Raw genomic sequence first — 13,680 nt, 5'->3', positions numbered from 1 at the left:
GATACGGCGACCCCTACCCGGAATGAAACGGCGGCCGGTGGTCGCCGTTTCGCTTTGCGCGCCAGCCTGATCCAGCTCAAAGCAGAACCGAACCAACCCTGCTTCAATAAGCCACCGACCCCGCATCCCACGACCCCCCTTTTCGTCGCCTTGCGCCGCCCCCATAGTGTCGGCTTCCCCTGCGAGGCTTTGCCCGTGTCCATACCCAGTGCCGTCAAGAGCATCCCGATCCAGGATCGCCAACAACTGGTCGACTACCTCGCTGCCGGTGAAAAACCGCGCGAAGCCTGGCGCATCGGCACCGAGCACGAGAAGTTCGGCTTCCGCACCGACGACCTGCGTCCGCCCACGTTCGAGGGCGACCGCGGCATCAAGCTGCTGCTGGAAACGCTGGCCACCCGCTACGGCTGGAGCGTGGCGCGCGAGGGCGAGAATCCCGTGGCGCTGTCGCGCGACAAGGCGTCGATCACGCTCGAGCCGGCCGGCCAGCTCGAACTCTCCGGCGCGCCGCTGGAAACCATCCACCAGACCTGCTGCGAGGTGAACTCGCACCTGGAAGAAGTGCGCTCGGTCGCCAACGGCATGGGGCTGGGCTTCCTCGGCATGGGCTTCCAGCCGAAATGGCGTCGCGACGAGATGCCGTGGATGCCGAAAGGCCGCTACAAGATCATGCGCGAGTACATGCCCAAGGTCGGCTCGCTCGGCCTGGACATGATGACGCGCACCTGCACGGTGCAAGTGAACCTGGACTTCGGCAGCCAGGCGGACATGGTGAAGAAGTTCCGCACCAGCCTCGCCCTGCAGCCGATCGCCACCGCGCTGTTCGCCGACTCGCCGTTCACCGAAGGACGTCCAAACGGCTATCTGTCGTACCGCTCGCATATCTGGACCGACACCGACCCACACCGAACCGGCATGCTCGACTTCGTGTTCGAGGACGGTTTCGGCTACGAGCGCTACGTCGATTACATCCTCGACGTGCCGATGTACTTCAGCTACCAGAATGGCCACTACACCGACCTGGCCGGGCAGGATTTCAAGCGCTTCATGGCTGGCGAACTGCCGATGCTGCCGGGCGTGAAGGCAAACATGACGGACTTCGCCGACCATCTCACCACCGCCTTCCCCGAGGTACGCCTGAAGCAGTACCTGGAGATGCGCGGTGCCGACGGCGGCCCGTGGAATCGGCTGTGTGCGCTGCCCGCGTTCTGGGTCGGCCTGCTGTATGACGACGAGGCACTGGACGCCGCCTGGGATCTGGTCAAGGACTTCAGTCGCGAGGAGCGCCACGCGCTGCGCGACGGCGTACCGAAACATGCGCTGAAGTTGCCGTTCCGCAACGGCAGCGTGCGCGACCTCGCCGAGGAAGCCCTGAAAATCGCCGGCCATGGCCTCAGGCGCCGCGCAAAACTCAACAAGAACGGCGCCGACGAAAGCATCTTCCTCGAACCGATGATCGAGATCGTGCAGGCCAACCAGACCCCCGCCGAGCGCAAGCTGGAACTGTTCCACGGTGCCTGGAACGGCAGCGTCGATCCGGTGTTCCGCGAGTTCGCCTACTGAATCGCGACACGCTTGCCGAACGCGGCTCAGTCGCGGACGCGACGACCCCGCGTCCGCGCGGCGCCTGCCCTTGCGCAACAGTGGCCTGTCGGCCTGCTCTTGCAGCCTTCCGATTCGTGCCGATCACTGCTGTCGGATCCTGTCAGCAATGGCCATCACGAGATGGTCCGCATGGTGTGTGTACGGGCATCATGAGTGGACTGTTCTCCCGCTGCGGCCGCACCCATGCCACCACGCTCCACCGTTGCCCCCGTCGCGCTCGCGGTCGGCATGCTGCTGATCAGCATGATCTCCTACCAATGCGGCGCGTCGCTGGCCAAGCACCTGTTCCCGCAGGTTGGCGCGCAGGGGGCCACCGCCTATCGGCTGGGCATCAGTGCATTGATCCTGCTGCTCTGGCGGCGACCCTGGCGTCGGTCCAGCACCAGCGAGAACACGCGCCGGCGCGACTGGCGCGCGTTATGGGGATACGGCCTCTCGATGGGGGCGATGAACCTGGTGTTCTACATGTCGTTGCGCACGATCCCTCTGGGCATCGCCGTGGCGCTGGAATTCACCGGGCCGCTGGCGTTGGCGCTGTTCGGCTCGCGCCGTTGGCTCGACTTCATCTGGATCGCGCTGGTGGTGGCCGGGCTGGCCCTGTTGCTGCCACTACGCGGATCGATGCAGGCCCTGGATCCGGCAGGCGTGATGTACGCGCTGGCCGCCGGCGCGGGTTGGGCCTTGTACATCGTGCTGGGCAAAAAGGCCGGAGCGGCCTACGGCGCGGACGCGGTGACGCTGGGCACGTCGATCGGCGCTTTGCTTGCCATCCCGTTCGGTATCGTCCACGCCGGCAGCGCGCTGCTGTCGCCGACGCTGCTGCCGTATGCGCTGGGCGTGGCCGTGCTCAGCTCGGCCCTGCCCTATTCGCTGGAGATGGTCGCGCTCACCCGGTTGCCGGCACGCACGTTCAGCACCTTGTTGAGTCTGGAACCGGCCATCGCGGCCATGGCCGGCGTGGCATTGCTGGGCGAACGGCTCAGCCCGCTGCAGTGGTTGGCCATCGCGACGATCATCGTGGCCGCTGCCGGTACGGCGCTGAGCGTGCGCCGGCCCATGCTGGCCGAGCCGCTGGCGAACTGATGCTGCCGCAAGCCGCATCGCGGGAAATTGTCCGCTGTCCGTAGCGTGTCCGGACGCCGTCAGTGCCGTCCGCGGACAGTCGGTCGCCGCCGCGAACAAGTGAAGGAATGGCGCAGGAATGCGGCTTTCCAGGAGCCACAGGCGTTGGCACGCAGCTTGCCATACCTCTCTTGAAAGCTTCATTCCCACTCAAGGAGAACCGCCATGAAATTCGAAACCCTGATGCTGCAGAGCCTGTTCACCGCCTGCCTGCTGATCTGCCTGCTGACCCTGGGCTCCATGCTCATCGCGCCCACGAACGTATCGAAAGTCGCGACGAGCCAGGCGCCGGTGACGGCTCAGTCGAGCCTGGCCGACTGAGCAGGTACGGCACCGCCGGAGGCAGCTGCCCTGCCCTGCTACAGGCGCGCGAGGATCCCGGCTATTCCCCGCGCAACCAGCGCGCTGCAGCGATGGCGTAGTAGGTGAGGATGGCGTCGGCACCGGCCCGCTTCATCGACGTAAGCGACTCCAGCACCACCGCCTTTTCGTCCAGCCAGCCGTTCTGCGACGCCGCTTTCAGCATCGCGTACTCGCCGCTGACCTGGTACACGAAGGTCGGTACGCCGAAGGTGTCCTTCACCCGACGCACGATATCCAGATACGGCAGACCGGGTTTCACCATCACCGCGTCGGCGCCTTCGGCGATATCCAGCTCGACTTCGTGCAGGGCCTCGTCGCTGTTGGCGACGTCCATCTGGTAGGTGTGCTTGTCGCCCTTGCCGAGATTCGCCGACGATCCCACCGCGTCGCGGAACGGGCCGTAGAATGCGGAGGCGTATTTCGCCGAGTAGGCGAGGATGCGGGTGTGGATGTGGCCGGCGTCTTCCAGCGCGTCGCGGATGGAGCCGATGCGGCCGTCCATCATGTCCGACGGTGCCACAAAATCCATGCCGGCTTCGGCTTGCGCCAGCGACATTTTTATCAGCGCCTCGACGGTCGGCTCGTTCATCACGTAGCCGGTGTCGTCGATCAGGCCGTCCTGGCCGTGCGTGGTGTACGGGTCGAGTGCGACATCGCCGATCAGGCCCAGCTCGGGATACTTCGCCTTCAATGCGCGGGTGGCGCGGTGCATCAGGTTGTCGGGGTTCCACGCTTCGGCGGCGTCGAGTGATTTCACGTCGGCACCGGGCGAGGGGAACAGCGCCAGCGCCGGGATGCCCAGCCGCACGCACTCGCCGGCCAGCTTCAGCAGCTCGTCGATCGACAGCCGGTCCACGCCCGGCATCGACGGCACCGCCTCGCGCTGGCCTTCGCCCTCGATCACGAACGCGACCATGATCAGGTCACTGGGCAGCAGGGTGTGCTCGCGCATCAGTGCGCGGGAAAAGGTATCGCGGCGCATGCGACGCATGCGGGTGGCGGGGAAGCTCATGGCGGAGTCTCGTGGGGCAACGGCGGACATTTTACGCTGCTGTATGCTGCAGCCGCCGTCGCCGGACACTTTGCCACGGTCAGACCGCCACCCACGGGTGGCCGCCCCGGCGCATTCCGTGCCGTACGGTAAGCAAAACACTGGACTAACCGCCGTGACGTCGGCAGGCTTGTCGCTTCACGCCGTCAGGAAGTTTCATGAGCCAGCCCAGCAGCGCCCCCACCTTGCTCGTCGATCTCGGTGGCACCAATGTCCGTTTCGGGGTGGCCGATCCGGCGCGTGACAAACCGCTGCTCGGCGACAGCATCCGGCGTTACCGCGTGGCCGAACACGATTCGCTGGTCTCGACCGCGAAGCAATATCTCGCCGACACCGGCCTGAAGGTGCACCGAGCCATCGTGGCCGCCGCCGGCCGCATCGTCGATGGCGAGACGGTCAAGGTGACCAACAATCCGTGGGCGATCTCCGCGCACCAGACGGCCAGCGCGCTCGACCTGGAATACGTGCACCTGGTGAACGATTTCGCCGCGCAGAGCATGGCCGTGACCCTGCTGCAGGGCGACGATCTGGTCGACGTGGGCACGGTGCCGCGGCCGGTGATCGGTGCCGAAGACGAACAGACCTTCGCCATCGTCGGGCCGGGCACCGGCCTGGGCGTCGGCGGCCTGCTGGTGCGCGGCGGCCACTGCAGCGTGCTGCAGACCGAAGGCGGTCATGCCGGCTTCGCCGCGCACACGCCGGAAGACATCGCCATCCTCGATTACCTCAACCACAAGTACGGCCGCGTCTCCAACGAGCGGCTGATCTGCGGCCAGGGCCTGGTGAACCTGTACGACGCGATCTGCCACATCGTCGGCGCCCAGGCTGACGACCTCAAGCCCGAGGACATCACCGCCCGCGCCAAGGACGACAGCTGCCCGCTGTGCACGCGCACGGTGGAGACCTTCGCCGGCATCTTCGGCAGCGTCGCCGGCGACCTCGTATTGACACTGGGAGCGTGGGACGGCGTCTACCTCACCGGCGGACTGATCCCGATCCTGCTGCCGTGGCTGGAACGCGGTCGTTTCCGCGAACGCTTCGAGGCCAAGGGTCGCTTCCGCGACATCATGGAAAAGGTACCGACCCAGGCGATCATGAATCCCGAGCCGGGCCTGCTCGGCGCCGCCGCGCTGGCGGTGCTCGAGTCGGGCAGATCGCTGCTTTCGCCACGCTGAGGCCAAACCGGGCGGACGACGGCCTGACGCATCCCGTTCAGGTCGAGTGCAACCGATTGCCACGCGCCACCCTTCGGGTGAACGGCGCTCACGCTGCATGCTTCATCATCGCTGTCCGTTGAATCATCCGCACGCAGGAGAACGCCGATGCCACGCCGCGATACCGCCCTCCTGTTCGACCTCGACGGCACCCTCGTCGACAGCGTCTACCAGCACGTGCTGGCATGGAAGGAGGCGCTGGATCGGGAAGGGGTGGAGCTGTCGGTGTGGCGTATCCATCGCAAGATCGGCATGAGCGGCGGGCTGTTCGCCAATATCCTGTTGCGCGAGACCGGGCTGGAAATCACCGCGGAGCGTCTGGACCGCCTGCGCACATGGCATGCCGAGGCGTTCAATCGGCAGCACACGCAGGGGTCGGTGCGACCGTTGCCGGGCGCATGCGAGCTGCTGGCGTACCTCACCGAACAGGATATTCCTTGGGCGATCGCCACCAGCGGGCGCATGCAGACGGCGGCGCGCAATGTGGAAGCGCTGGGCGTCGATCCGTCGAAGGTACCGGTGGTGACGCGCGACCAGGTACGCCACGGCAAACCTGACCCGGACCTGTTCCTGGCCGCCGCCGCGCGCCTGGGCGTGGACATCCGGCAGTCGCTGGTGATCGGCGACAGCGTGTGGGACATGCTTGCCGCGCAACGTGCCCGCGCACTCGGTGTCGGTGTACTGTCCGGCGGCTATGGTCAGGCCGAACTGCAGCAGTCCGGCGCGTTTCGCGTGTACGACGACCCAGCCGATCTGTTGCGTCACATCGACGAAGTCGCGGCACGCGATTGAGTGGGCCTTCATGCGCCTGAATGGTGTTGTCGGCGTCATGAAAATTTAATCCACGGCTCGGATCGAGCGGTTAGGCTGCCCTCGTCAACCGCTCACGGAGCCGCCCATGCGCCGACTCGTCGCCAGCCTGCCTCTCGCCCTGCTGCTTGCCGCCTGCTCGCCTTCGTCGCCGACGTCGCCGCAGCAGCAGCCACCACAACCGGAGGCCGGCCAGTCCGCGCCGGCCAATGCCACACTCGGCTCGGCCGAGTGGTATGCGTGGGTCGACCACACGCTGGGCATCGACGACGGCCCGAACCCCGGCTCAGCCGAATGGAACCAGACGGTGCAGCGCAAGCTGGGCCAGGAAGCGCCGCAATCCCAGCCCGGCTCGCCGGAGTGGCAGCAGTCGGTGGATGCCCTGCTGCGCACGCGCGTGCCGCCGCCGCGCTGACGCTGTTCGCCGTCCATTCGTCGCGGATCGCAGCGATCGGCCATGACGGCGGCCGGCTACTCAGCCCGGCGCGAGCAAGGTATCCAGGTCGACCTGATCGAAGCTGAGCTTTTCGCGGCTGCCGCCGCCTTCGAGTACGGCGGCGGCAAGTTCGGCCTTGCGGGCCTTCAGTTCCTCGATGCGTTCTTCCACGGTGCCCGAGGTGATCAGGCGAAACACGAAGACGGGCTTGTCCTGGCCGATGCGGTGCGCGCGGTCGCTGGCCTGCGCTTCGGCGGCGGGGTTCCACCATGGATCGTAGTGGATCACGGTATCGGCGGCGGTGAGGTTCAAGCCCACGCCGCCGGCTTTCAGCGACAGCAGGAACAGCGGCACCTCGCCGTTCTGGAAGCGCTGCACCGGCTCGGCGCGGTCGCGGGTGTCGCCGGTGAGGGTGACGTAGCGGATGCGGCGGCGGTCGAGCTCGGCGGCGATCAGTTTCAGCATGCCGGTGAACTGCGAGAACAGCAGCACCTTGCGGCCTTCGTCGAGCAGCGCGGGCAGCATGTCCATCAACAGCTCGAACTTGGCCGACTCGTGCACGCCACGGGCGGCTTCGAGTTTTACCAGGCGCGGGTCGCAGCAGACTTGCCGCAATTTCAATAATGCATCCAGCACCACGATGCCGGAGTGGGCGATGCCGCGCTGGGCGATCACTTCGCGCAGTTCCTCGGCCAGCGACAGGCGCAGGCCTTCGTATAGTTCGCGCTGGCGACCTTCCAGCACCACGCGGCGCGTGATCTCGGTTTTCGGCGGCAGTTCTTTTGCCACCTGCGCCTTGGCCCGGCGCAGGATGAAGGGAGCGAGCCGAAGGTTGAGCCGCTGCTGGCATTCCTCGTCGTGCTGTTTTTCGATCGGCACGCGGTAGAAGCGGCGGAACGCGCCTTCGTCGCCGAGCAGGCCGGGTACGGCCAGGTCGATCTGCGACCACAATTCGCCGAGATGGTTTTCCAGCGGCGTGCCGGTGAGGCAGACGTAGCGCGGCGTGCGCAGGCTGAGCAGGGCACGGCGCGCCTGCGTGCGCGGGTTCTTCACCTGTTGTGCCTCGTCCAGCACGATCAGCGCGAAGGGTTGCTTGCGCAGCGCGACCACGTCGCGCGGCAGCAAGGCGTAACTGGTCAGCACGATGTCCTGCGCGCCGAGCTGGACGAATTCCTCGGCACGCTGCGGGCCATGCAGGGTCAGCACCTGCAGCATCGGCGCGAAGCGTGCGATTTCCGATTGCCAGTTCGGGATCAGGCTGGTCGGCACCACGATCAGGGCCGGCTGGGTCAGTGCGCCGCCCTGCTTCAGCGCCAGGAGGTGGGTGATCAGCTGCAGCGTTTTCCCCAGGCCCATGTCATCGGCGAGCACGCCGCCGACGCCGGCTTCGGCAAGCGCATTCAACCAGCGCAGGCCTTCGCGCTGGTATGGCCGCAGCTCGACTGTCAGACCTTCCGGCACCGCGTCGCTGGCACGCTCGGCCGCATCGCGCAGGCGCGCGGCGAAACCGAGCAGCGGCTCGGCGGCTTCCAGCGTGCCGCCGCCGGGCATCGCCGCGACGAGTTCCTCCAGCCGCCCGGCCTGCACGCGCGGCAGATGAAGTTTCTTGCGCGGCTTTTCCAGGTATTCGGCCAGCGGTGCCAGCAGGCCGCGCAGTTCCTTCAGGCGCACTGGCACGCGGCGGCGCGCATCGACCGGCGCGTACCACACCGCATCTTCCGGCTCGTTCGGCGCCGGGCTCAGGTTCAACTGATGTTCGGCCAGCGCCTGCGCCACGGCAGGCAACAGGTTGTGCCGCTGGCCATCGAGTTCGATGCCGATTTCCAGATCGAACGCGTGATCGTCGTTGTCTTCCACCGCGTGGCCGTACCAGCGCACCGGACCTTCCAGCACCTCGAACGGAAAGCTCGGTGCGTATTCGACCTGGAAATTCTCCGCTTCGAGTTTTGGCCGCAGCGCCAGCCAGCGTGCCGGCGTATTGACCTCCAGCGCACCGGCGTAACCGGTGCCGGGAAACAGCCAGGCGTCGTCGGGCAGGGTTTCGGCCACGTCCCACGGCAGGCCTTCGGTGTCCACGCCAGGGGTGAGGCCGGAGCGTTCGAGCTGCTCCATCGCGGCCAGTTCCTCGGCGCGGCGGCGGGTGATCTCGACCAGTTGATCGTTGCGCACGCGACGCACCAGTGGCTCACCGCCGCGGCCGGGCAATCGTTCGCCGGCGTAGTCGAAGGCCAGCCGCGCATAGCCGAGCGGCGGCGTACCGGCAGCCAGCCGGGCGTGGCGGGTCAGTGCGTGCAAGGTGAGTACCGGCTTGGGCGCCAGCTGGGAACGGCGTACCTCGCCGAACACCTGCGGCAACGGCACGCGCGTGGCCACCCGACTGCCCGGCAGGCGGTTGTACAACCGGCGGCCGTGCTCGTGTTTGAGCGGCGGCAACTCCAGCCACGAGGTTTCCTCGGCGGCGGCGTCCAGCAGGCCGACGGCAGCGCGCTCCGCATCGAGGTACCACAAGGCGTCGATGCGCAGGAGGCGCTGGCTGTGCGGCAACAACGGCAGCAGGCGCTGGCTGCCGTCCGGCTCCATCTGCCAATGCCAGTTGAGCTGGTGCGACTTGCCGCGCGAAAGCCGCAGGCCGGCCAGGCCACCGAGAAAGCACGGTGCGGTATCGAGGATCTCGGCGAGCAAAGTGTCACCGACATGGCCACCAAGACGCGCGTAGTTGCGGCTTTTGCGCGCGGTTTGCGGCAAGCCGAGCAGGGTTGCGGCGAGGCGTTGTTCGTGCGGCTGCAGCGGCGATTGCGCCAGATGTCGGCTGTCCAGCGGTACCGGGCGCGCGTAGCGGCCGTGTTCGGCCATCGCCAGCAGTACCGGTGCCACGTCGAGACGGGCAAACGCCGCGCCGTCTTCGGGCATCACTTCCAGGAAGAAACCGAGCACGCCGTGATCGTCGGTGACGGCAGGTTTCGGGGCAGCCAGCAGCCGCCGCCATGCCAGCGGCAAGGCTTCGTCGTCGCCGGGGGACGGAGCGGCAACGCGCTGTTTCTCGTCCGGTTGCTGCATCCGCATGCGATCCGTGGCGATATCAAAACATCGAGCTTAGCAGGCCTCGCGGCGGATGCTCGCCCGTTTGTCACGATCGCGTGTCGCTTGGCGTTCAGCGCAGCACGCAGCTCAATGGGCGCCGAACATGCCCCCCGGATATTCCGGCTTCTGCTCCCGCGCCATCAAGGCCTTGAGCGCCTCGACCGGGGTGACTTCGCCATGCAGCACAGCGCGCACACCGGCACTGATGGGCAGGTCCAGCCCATGCTTGTCGGCCAGTCGCATGACCTCGTCTGCGGTAAAGATGCTCTCCACCACCTGGCCGATCCGCCGCACGGCTTCGTCGATCGCCACGCCTTGCCCCAGCGCCAGGCCGAGCCGGCGATTGCGCGAGAGGTCGCCGGTACAGGTCAATACAAGGTCACCTAGGCCGGACAGGCCGATAAGGGTCTCCGGCCGCGCACCGAGCGCCACGCCCAGGCGCAGCATCTCGTTCATGCCGCGGGTGATCAGGCCGGCGCGGGCGTTCAGGCCCAACTCCATGCCGTCGGCGATACCGGTGGCGACGGCCAGCACGTTCTTCATCGCGCCACCGAGCTCGGCGCCGAGCACGTCGCCGCCGGAGTAGGCCCGCAGGTTGGGCGCATGCAGCAGGCTGGCCAGTTGCTGCGCAAACGCATCGTCATCGGAGTGCACGGTGACGGCGCTGGGAAGGCCGGTCGCCACCTCGCGCGCGAACGATGGACCGGTAATCACGGCAGCGGCATGGCCCGGCAACCGTTCGGCGACCAGCTCGTGCAGGAAACGCCCGGTCCCCGGCTCGAAACCCTTGGTCGCCCACGCGATCGCGGTGCCGGCATCGAGCAGCGGCGCCAGTTCGGCCAGCATCGCGGCAAAGGCGTGGCTGGGCACCACGATCAACACGATGTCGGCACCGCGCACGGCGGTGGCCAGGTCGCTTTCGTAGTCCAGCTCCGCCGGCAGTTCGATCTGCGGCAGGTAGCGCTCGTTGCGATGGCTCGCCGCCATCGCCGCCAGCGCGGCGCGGTCGCGGCCCCACAACCGGGTCGGCACGCCATTGCGCGCCGCCAGCGCCGCCAGCGCGGTACCCCAGGAGCCGGCCCCGAGAACGGTCAGCATCGGATGTTCCGCCATGCCCTCGGCTCAGCTGTTGAGCGTGGCCGGGGCGCCGTCGCCGCCCATCGCACGACGCTGCTGTTCGGCGAACAGTGCATCGAAATTGATCGGCTGCAGCAGGAACGGCGGAAAGCCACCCTCCAGCACCAGCGAAGAAATCACCTGGCGGGCGTACGGGAACAACAGGTTCGGACAATAGCTGCCGATCACGCCGGCATGATCGGCGTCATTGAAGCCGGCGACGCCGAACAGGCCGGCCTGCTTCACTTCGGCCAGATACGCGGTGCGCGACCCGATCGTGCAGGTCAGGGTCAGCGTAAGCACCACTTCATACAGGCTGTTGCCCAGGTCCGAGGCCGTGTGCCCCAGATTCAGTTGTACCTGCGGCTGGTCGGCCTCGTCGATCTCCTGGAAGATCTGCGGCGCGTTCGGCGCCTCGAAGGAAACGTCCTTCACATAGATCTTCTGCAGCGCCAGCTGGGGCTGAATGGCCTGACCGTTGGCCTGGTCGTGGGTGATCTCTTGTGCCATCGGGAATCCCTCAAGTTTTGTCGGTCAAAAGAGCTCAATTGTTCCATACATCCCCGCAGCGCGCACGCCGCGGGACCCCCAACGGCGTCAGCAAGATTGCGCACAGCCTTGTTTTTCTGCGAGAATACGCGGCTCGCCTATGTCGACCCGGTATATCCGGGCGGTCCGCCACGCGGTACGGACCTCACGATCATGCGTTGCAACAACCTCCAGCATCGCGTGGCGCATGGCGCCGCTGGGCCGATCACACCCTGGCCAACGGGTGTCAGAAAATAATTACGGAGGTCGTCATGGCCCGTGTATGTCAAGTCACCGGTAAGGGTGTGCAGAGCGGCAACAACGTTTCGCATGCCAACAACCGTACCCGTCGCCGCTGGTTGCCGAACCTGCATGAGCGTCGTTTCTGGGTGGCCAGCGAGAACCGCTGGATCAAGCTGCGCGTTTCCAACAACGCCCTGCGCACCATCGACAAGAATGGCATCGAGGCCGTGATTGCCGACATGCGCGCCCGCGGCGAAAAGGTCTGAGGATCAAACCATGGCTAACAAGACCCAAGACAAGATCCGCATGATCTCCTCGGCCGGCACCGGCCACTTCTACACCACGCAGAAGAACAAGAAGAACACGCCGGAAAAGTTCGAATTCAAGAAATACGATCCGGTCGTGCGCAAGCACGTGATCTACAAGGAAGGCAAGATCAAGTGACCAAATGGCCCACGCGCACAGCGCGTGGCTAGCCATTTGGTCATCCCTGCGAAGGCAGGGATCGCTGTTGCTCTTGCTACTGCATAGCAACAGCGATGAAGCCTCAAGGAAAACCCGCCCCCTTGGCGGGTTTTTTGTTTGGCCGAATGCCGAATCGCCCATACTCGCGCGCAACGCCTGCAGGCCGGCCAGCTGCCGCCCTGCAATAGTCAAACGGAACCGCGGGTCACCCGCCAGTTGACGAGCGATCCGCGAACCGAACACACCAGCGGCACCGATCAGCAGCACACGCAACGTCATCGGTTCCCCGCGATCGAACCTCTCAAAAGCAAAACCCGCCAGATGGCGGGCTTTGCTGGAACGTCATCTTGTGAAACCTGGCTGCGCGATCAGGCCGCCGCAGCCACGGTGTAACCCTTCAGCCGCTGGGCGAAATCCTGCAAGGCACGGATACCGCTTTCCTCGGCTTCGTGGATCCACTGCTGCAAACCCTTCAAGGCCTGCTCGGCACCGCGCTGCTCCATCAGGGCGGCGAGGCGGCTGCGGAAATCGACCACGACCGCCAGGGTCGGCCGCTTGGCCAGCACGGCCTGCATGCGCTCGCGGCCTTCGCTGTCCAGCCAGCGGCCACCGTCGGCCATGGCCAGACGGATCCGCCGCGGCATCGACTTCAGGCTTTCGCCAGCGTGCTGCGCCTCGTCGCCGATGGTCGGCAGGATCACGCCACGGTAGTAGTCGGTCATCGCCTGGAAGCGGTGGGTGAGCACGGCTTTAAGCGTGTCGGCGTCGGGCAGGCGCACGTTCGGACGCACGTCCAGCGACGGGGCCACGCGCAGCACCTTGGCCAAACCCACCGCGCGCAGGCCGCAGATCGCCGCCCAACCGATGTCGAATTCCCACTTGCGCAGCGCGAACTTGGCCGAGCTGGGGAACGCATGATGATTGTTGTGCAGCTCTTCACCGCCGATCCAGAAACCCCACGGGATCAGGTTGCGCGCGGTGTCGGCGCTCTCGAAATTGCGATAGCCGGCCCAGTGGCCGATGCCGTTGACGAAGCCGGCGGCCCAGAACGGGATCCAGATCATCTGCACGGCCCACAGCGCCGCGCCGATCACGCCGAACAGTGCGATGCTGATGAACAGCATCAGGGTCGGGCCCCAGTACGGATGCGCGCCATAGACCTTGTGTTCGACCCAGTCGTCCGGGGTGCCACGGCCGTACTGCTCCATGTCCTGCTTCGACTCGCAGGCGTCGCGGTACAGCGAGACGCCGTCCCAGAACACCTTCTTGATGCCGTAGATCATCGGGCTGTGCGGATCTTCCTCGGTCTCGACCTTCGCGTGGTGCTTGCGATGCACCGCCACCCACTCGCGCGTGACCATGCCGGTGGTGAGCCAGCCCCAGAAACGGAAGAAGTGCGCCAGCACCGGGTGGAAATCCACGCCGCGATGGGTCTGGCTGCGATGCAGATACAGCGTCACCGTGAAGATGGTGAGCTGGGTCACGATCAGCATGTAAACGGCGATCTGGCCCCAACTTGCATGGGCAAGACCGTTGTTCAGGAAATTGAGCACTGCATCGAGCATGGAAGGCACCGGGTGAGGGGTAAGTCAGTGTAAATCAGGGGTTTCCGTACCCGCCAGCATGGTGTAAGACACGAATCATAG

13 protein-coding genes are annotated in these 13,680 nt (G+C 66.1%); 8 read left to right on the top strand and 5 right to left on the bottom strand.

The genetic code is table 11. From position 1 onward, the window contains the following. The first annotated feature begins 195 nt into the window (after window positions 1-195). The 3 genes from CIW53_RS00755 (at window position 196) to CIW53_RS17595 (ending at window position 3,048) form a co-directional block, all read left to right on the top strand. On the top strand, window positions 196-1,563 hold the full coding sequence (locus tag CIW53_RS00755) for a glutamate--cysteine ligase (RefSeq protein WP_149362794.1): 1,368 nt from the start codon (window positions 196-198) through the stop codon (window positions 1,561-1,563). Between the two features lie 225 nt (window positions 1,564-1,788). Then, window positions 1,789-2,688: an EamA family transporter gene (locus tag CIW53_RS00750; RefSeq protein WP_149362793.1), complete on the top strand. Its 900-nt coding sequence runs from the start codon at window positions 1,789-1,791 to the stop codon at window positions 2,686-2,688. A 204-nt stretch (window positions 2,689-2,892) separates the two neighbouring features. Then, window positions 2,893-3,048, top strand: a complete 156-nt coding sequence (locus CIW53_RS17595) for a hypothetical protein (RefSeq protein WP_172969550.1) — start codon at window positions 2,893-2,895, stop codon at window positions 3,046-3,048. A 61-nt stretch (window positions 3,049-3,109) separates the two neighbouring features. Here the strand turns inward: CIW53_RS17595 and hemB are convergent, their stop codons facing one another. Continuing rightward, window positions 3,110-4,102 carry a porphobilinogen synthase gene (gene hemB, locus CIW53_RS00745; protein WP_149362792.1) on the bottom strand — a complete coding sequence of 331 codons (993 nt, stop codon included), beginning with the start codon at window positions 4,100-4,102 and terminating at the stop codon, window positions 3,110-3,112. A 197-nt stretch (window positions 4,103-4,299) separates the two neighbouring features. Here hemB and glk point away from each other — a divergent pair, with 197 nt between their 5' ends. From glk to CIW53_RS00730, 3 genes are all read left to right on the top strand, one after another. After that, entirely contained in the window at window positions 4,300-5,316 is a 1,017-nt protein-coding gene (glk, locus tag CIW53_RS00740) for a glucokinase (protein WP_149362791.1), read from the top strand. A gap of 147 nt (window positions 5,317-5,463) precedes the next feature. Continuing rightward, the gene (locus tag CIW53_RS00735) at window positions 5,464-6,147 is read left to right on the top strand and encodes an HAD family hydrolase (RefSeq protein ID WP_149362790.1); all 684 of its coding nucleotides are present in this window, start codon (window positions 5,464-5,466) and stop codon (window positions 6,145-6,147) included. A 106-nt stretch (window positions 6,148-6,253) separates the two neighbouring features. Further along, on the top strand, window positions 6,254-6,580 hold the full coding sequence (locus tag CIW53_RS00730; RefSeq protein WP_149362789.1) for a hypothetical protein: 327 nt from the start codon (window positions 6,254-6,256) through the stop codon (window positions 6,578-6,580). Window positions 6,581-6,640: 60 nt separating this feature from the next. On the opposite strand, the gene CIW53_RS00725 is transcribed toward CIW53_RS00730, so the two are convergent. The 3 genes from CIW53_RS00725 to secB all read right to left on the bottom strand — a co-directional run bounded on the left by CIW53_RS00725 (window position 6,641) and on the right by secB (window position 11,308). Continuing rightward, window positions 6,641-9,658, bottom strand: coding sequence for a DEAD/DEAH box helicase (locus CIW53_RS00725; RefSeq protein ID WP_149362788.1), 3,018 nt, complete (start codon window positions 9,656-9,658; stop codon window positions 6,641-6,643). A gap of 111 nt (window positions 9,659-9,769) precedes the next feature. Beyond that, window positions 9,770-10,795, bottom strand: a complete 1,026-nt coding sequence (locus CIW53_RS00720) for an NAD(P)H-dependent glycerol-3-phosphate dehydrogenase (protein WP_149362787.1) — start codon at window positions 10,793-10,795, stop codon at window positions 9,770-9,772. 9 nt (window positions 10,796-10,804) lie between these two features. Continuing rightward, on the bottom strand, window positions 10,805-11,308 hold the full coding sequence (gene secB / locus CIW53_RS00715; RefSeq protein WP_149362786.1) for a protein-export chaperone SecB: 504 nt from the start codon (window positions 11,306-11,308) through the stop codon (window positions 10,805-10,807). Between the two features lie 290 nt (window positions 11,309-11,598). Here secB and rpmB point away from each other — a divergent pair, with 290 nt between their 5' ends. Together rpmB and rpmG are read left to right on the top strand one after the other, a co-directional pair. Beyond that, window positions 11,599-11,835, top strand: a complete 237-nt coding sequence (gene rpmB / locus CIW53_RS00710; protein WP_077554402.1) for a 50S ribosomal protein L28 — start codon at window positions 11,599-11,601, stop codon at window positions 11,833-11,835. A gap of 10 nt (window positions 11,836-11,845) precedes the next feature. Continuing rightward, window positions 11,846-12,013 (top strand): 50S ribosomal protein L33, encoded by a 168-nt coding sequence (rpmG, locus tag CIW53_RS00705; RefSeq protein ID WP_072759007.1) that lies wholly within the window; start codon window positions 11,846-11,848, stop codon window positions 12,011-12,013. 389 nt (window positions 12,014-12,402) lie between these two features. On the opposite strand, the gene CIW53_RS00695 is transcribed toward rpmG, so the two are convergent. Next, complete coding sequence (locus CIW53_RS00695) at window positions 12,403-13,599, bottom strand: fatty acid desaturase (RefSeq protein WP_149362785.1); 1,197 nt, start codon at window positions 13,597-13,599, stop codon at window positions 12,403-12,405. Window positions 13,600-13,680: the final 81 nt, after the last annotated feature.

The sequence above is a fragment of the Rhodanobacter sp. T12-5 genome (assembly GCF_008329435.1).
GTDB lineage: Bacteria > Pseudomonadota > Gammaproteobacteria > Xanthomonadales > Rhodanobacteraceae > Rhodanobacter.
Note: the sequence above shows the minus strand (reverse complement) of the source record. Positions and strands in the feature narration are given on the sequence as shown.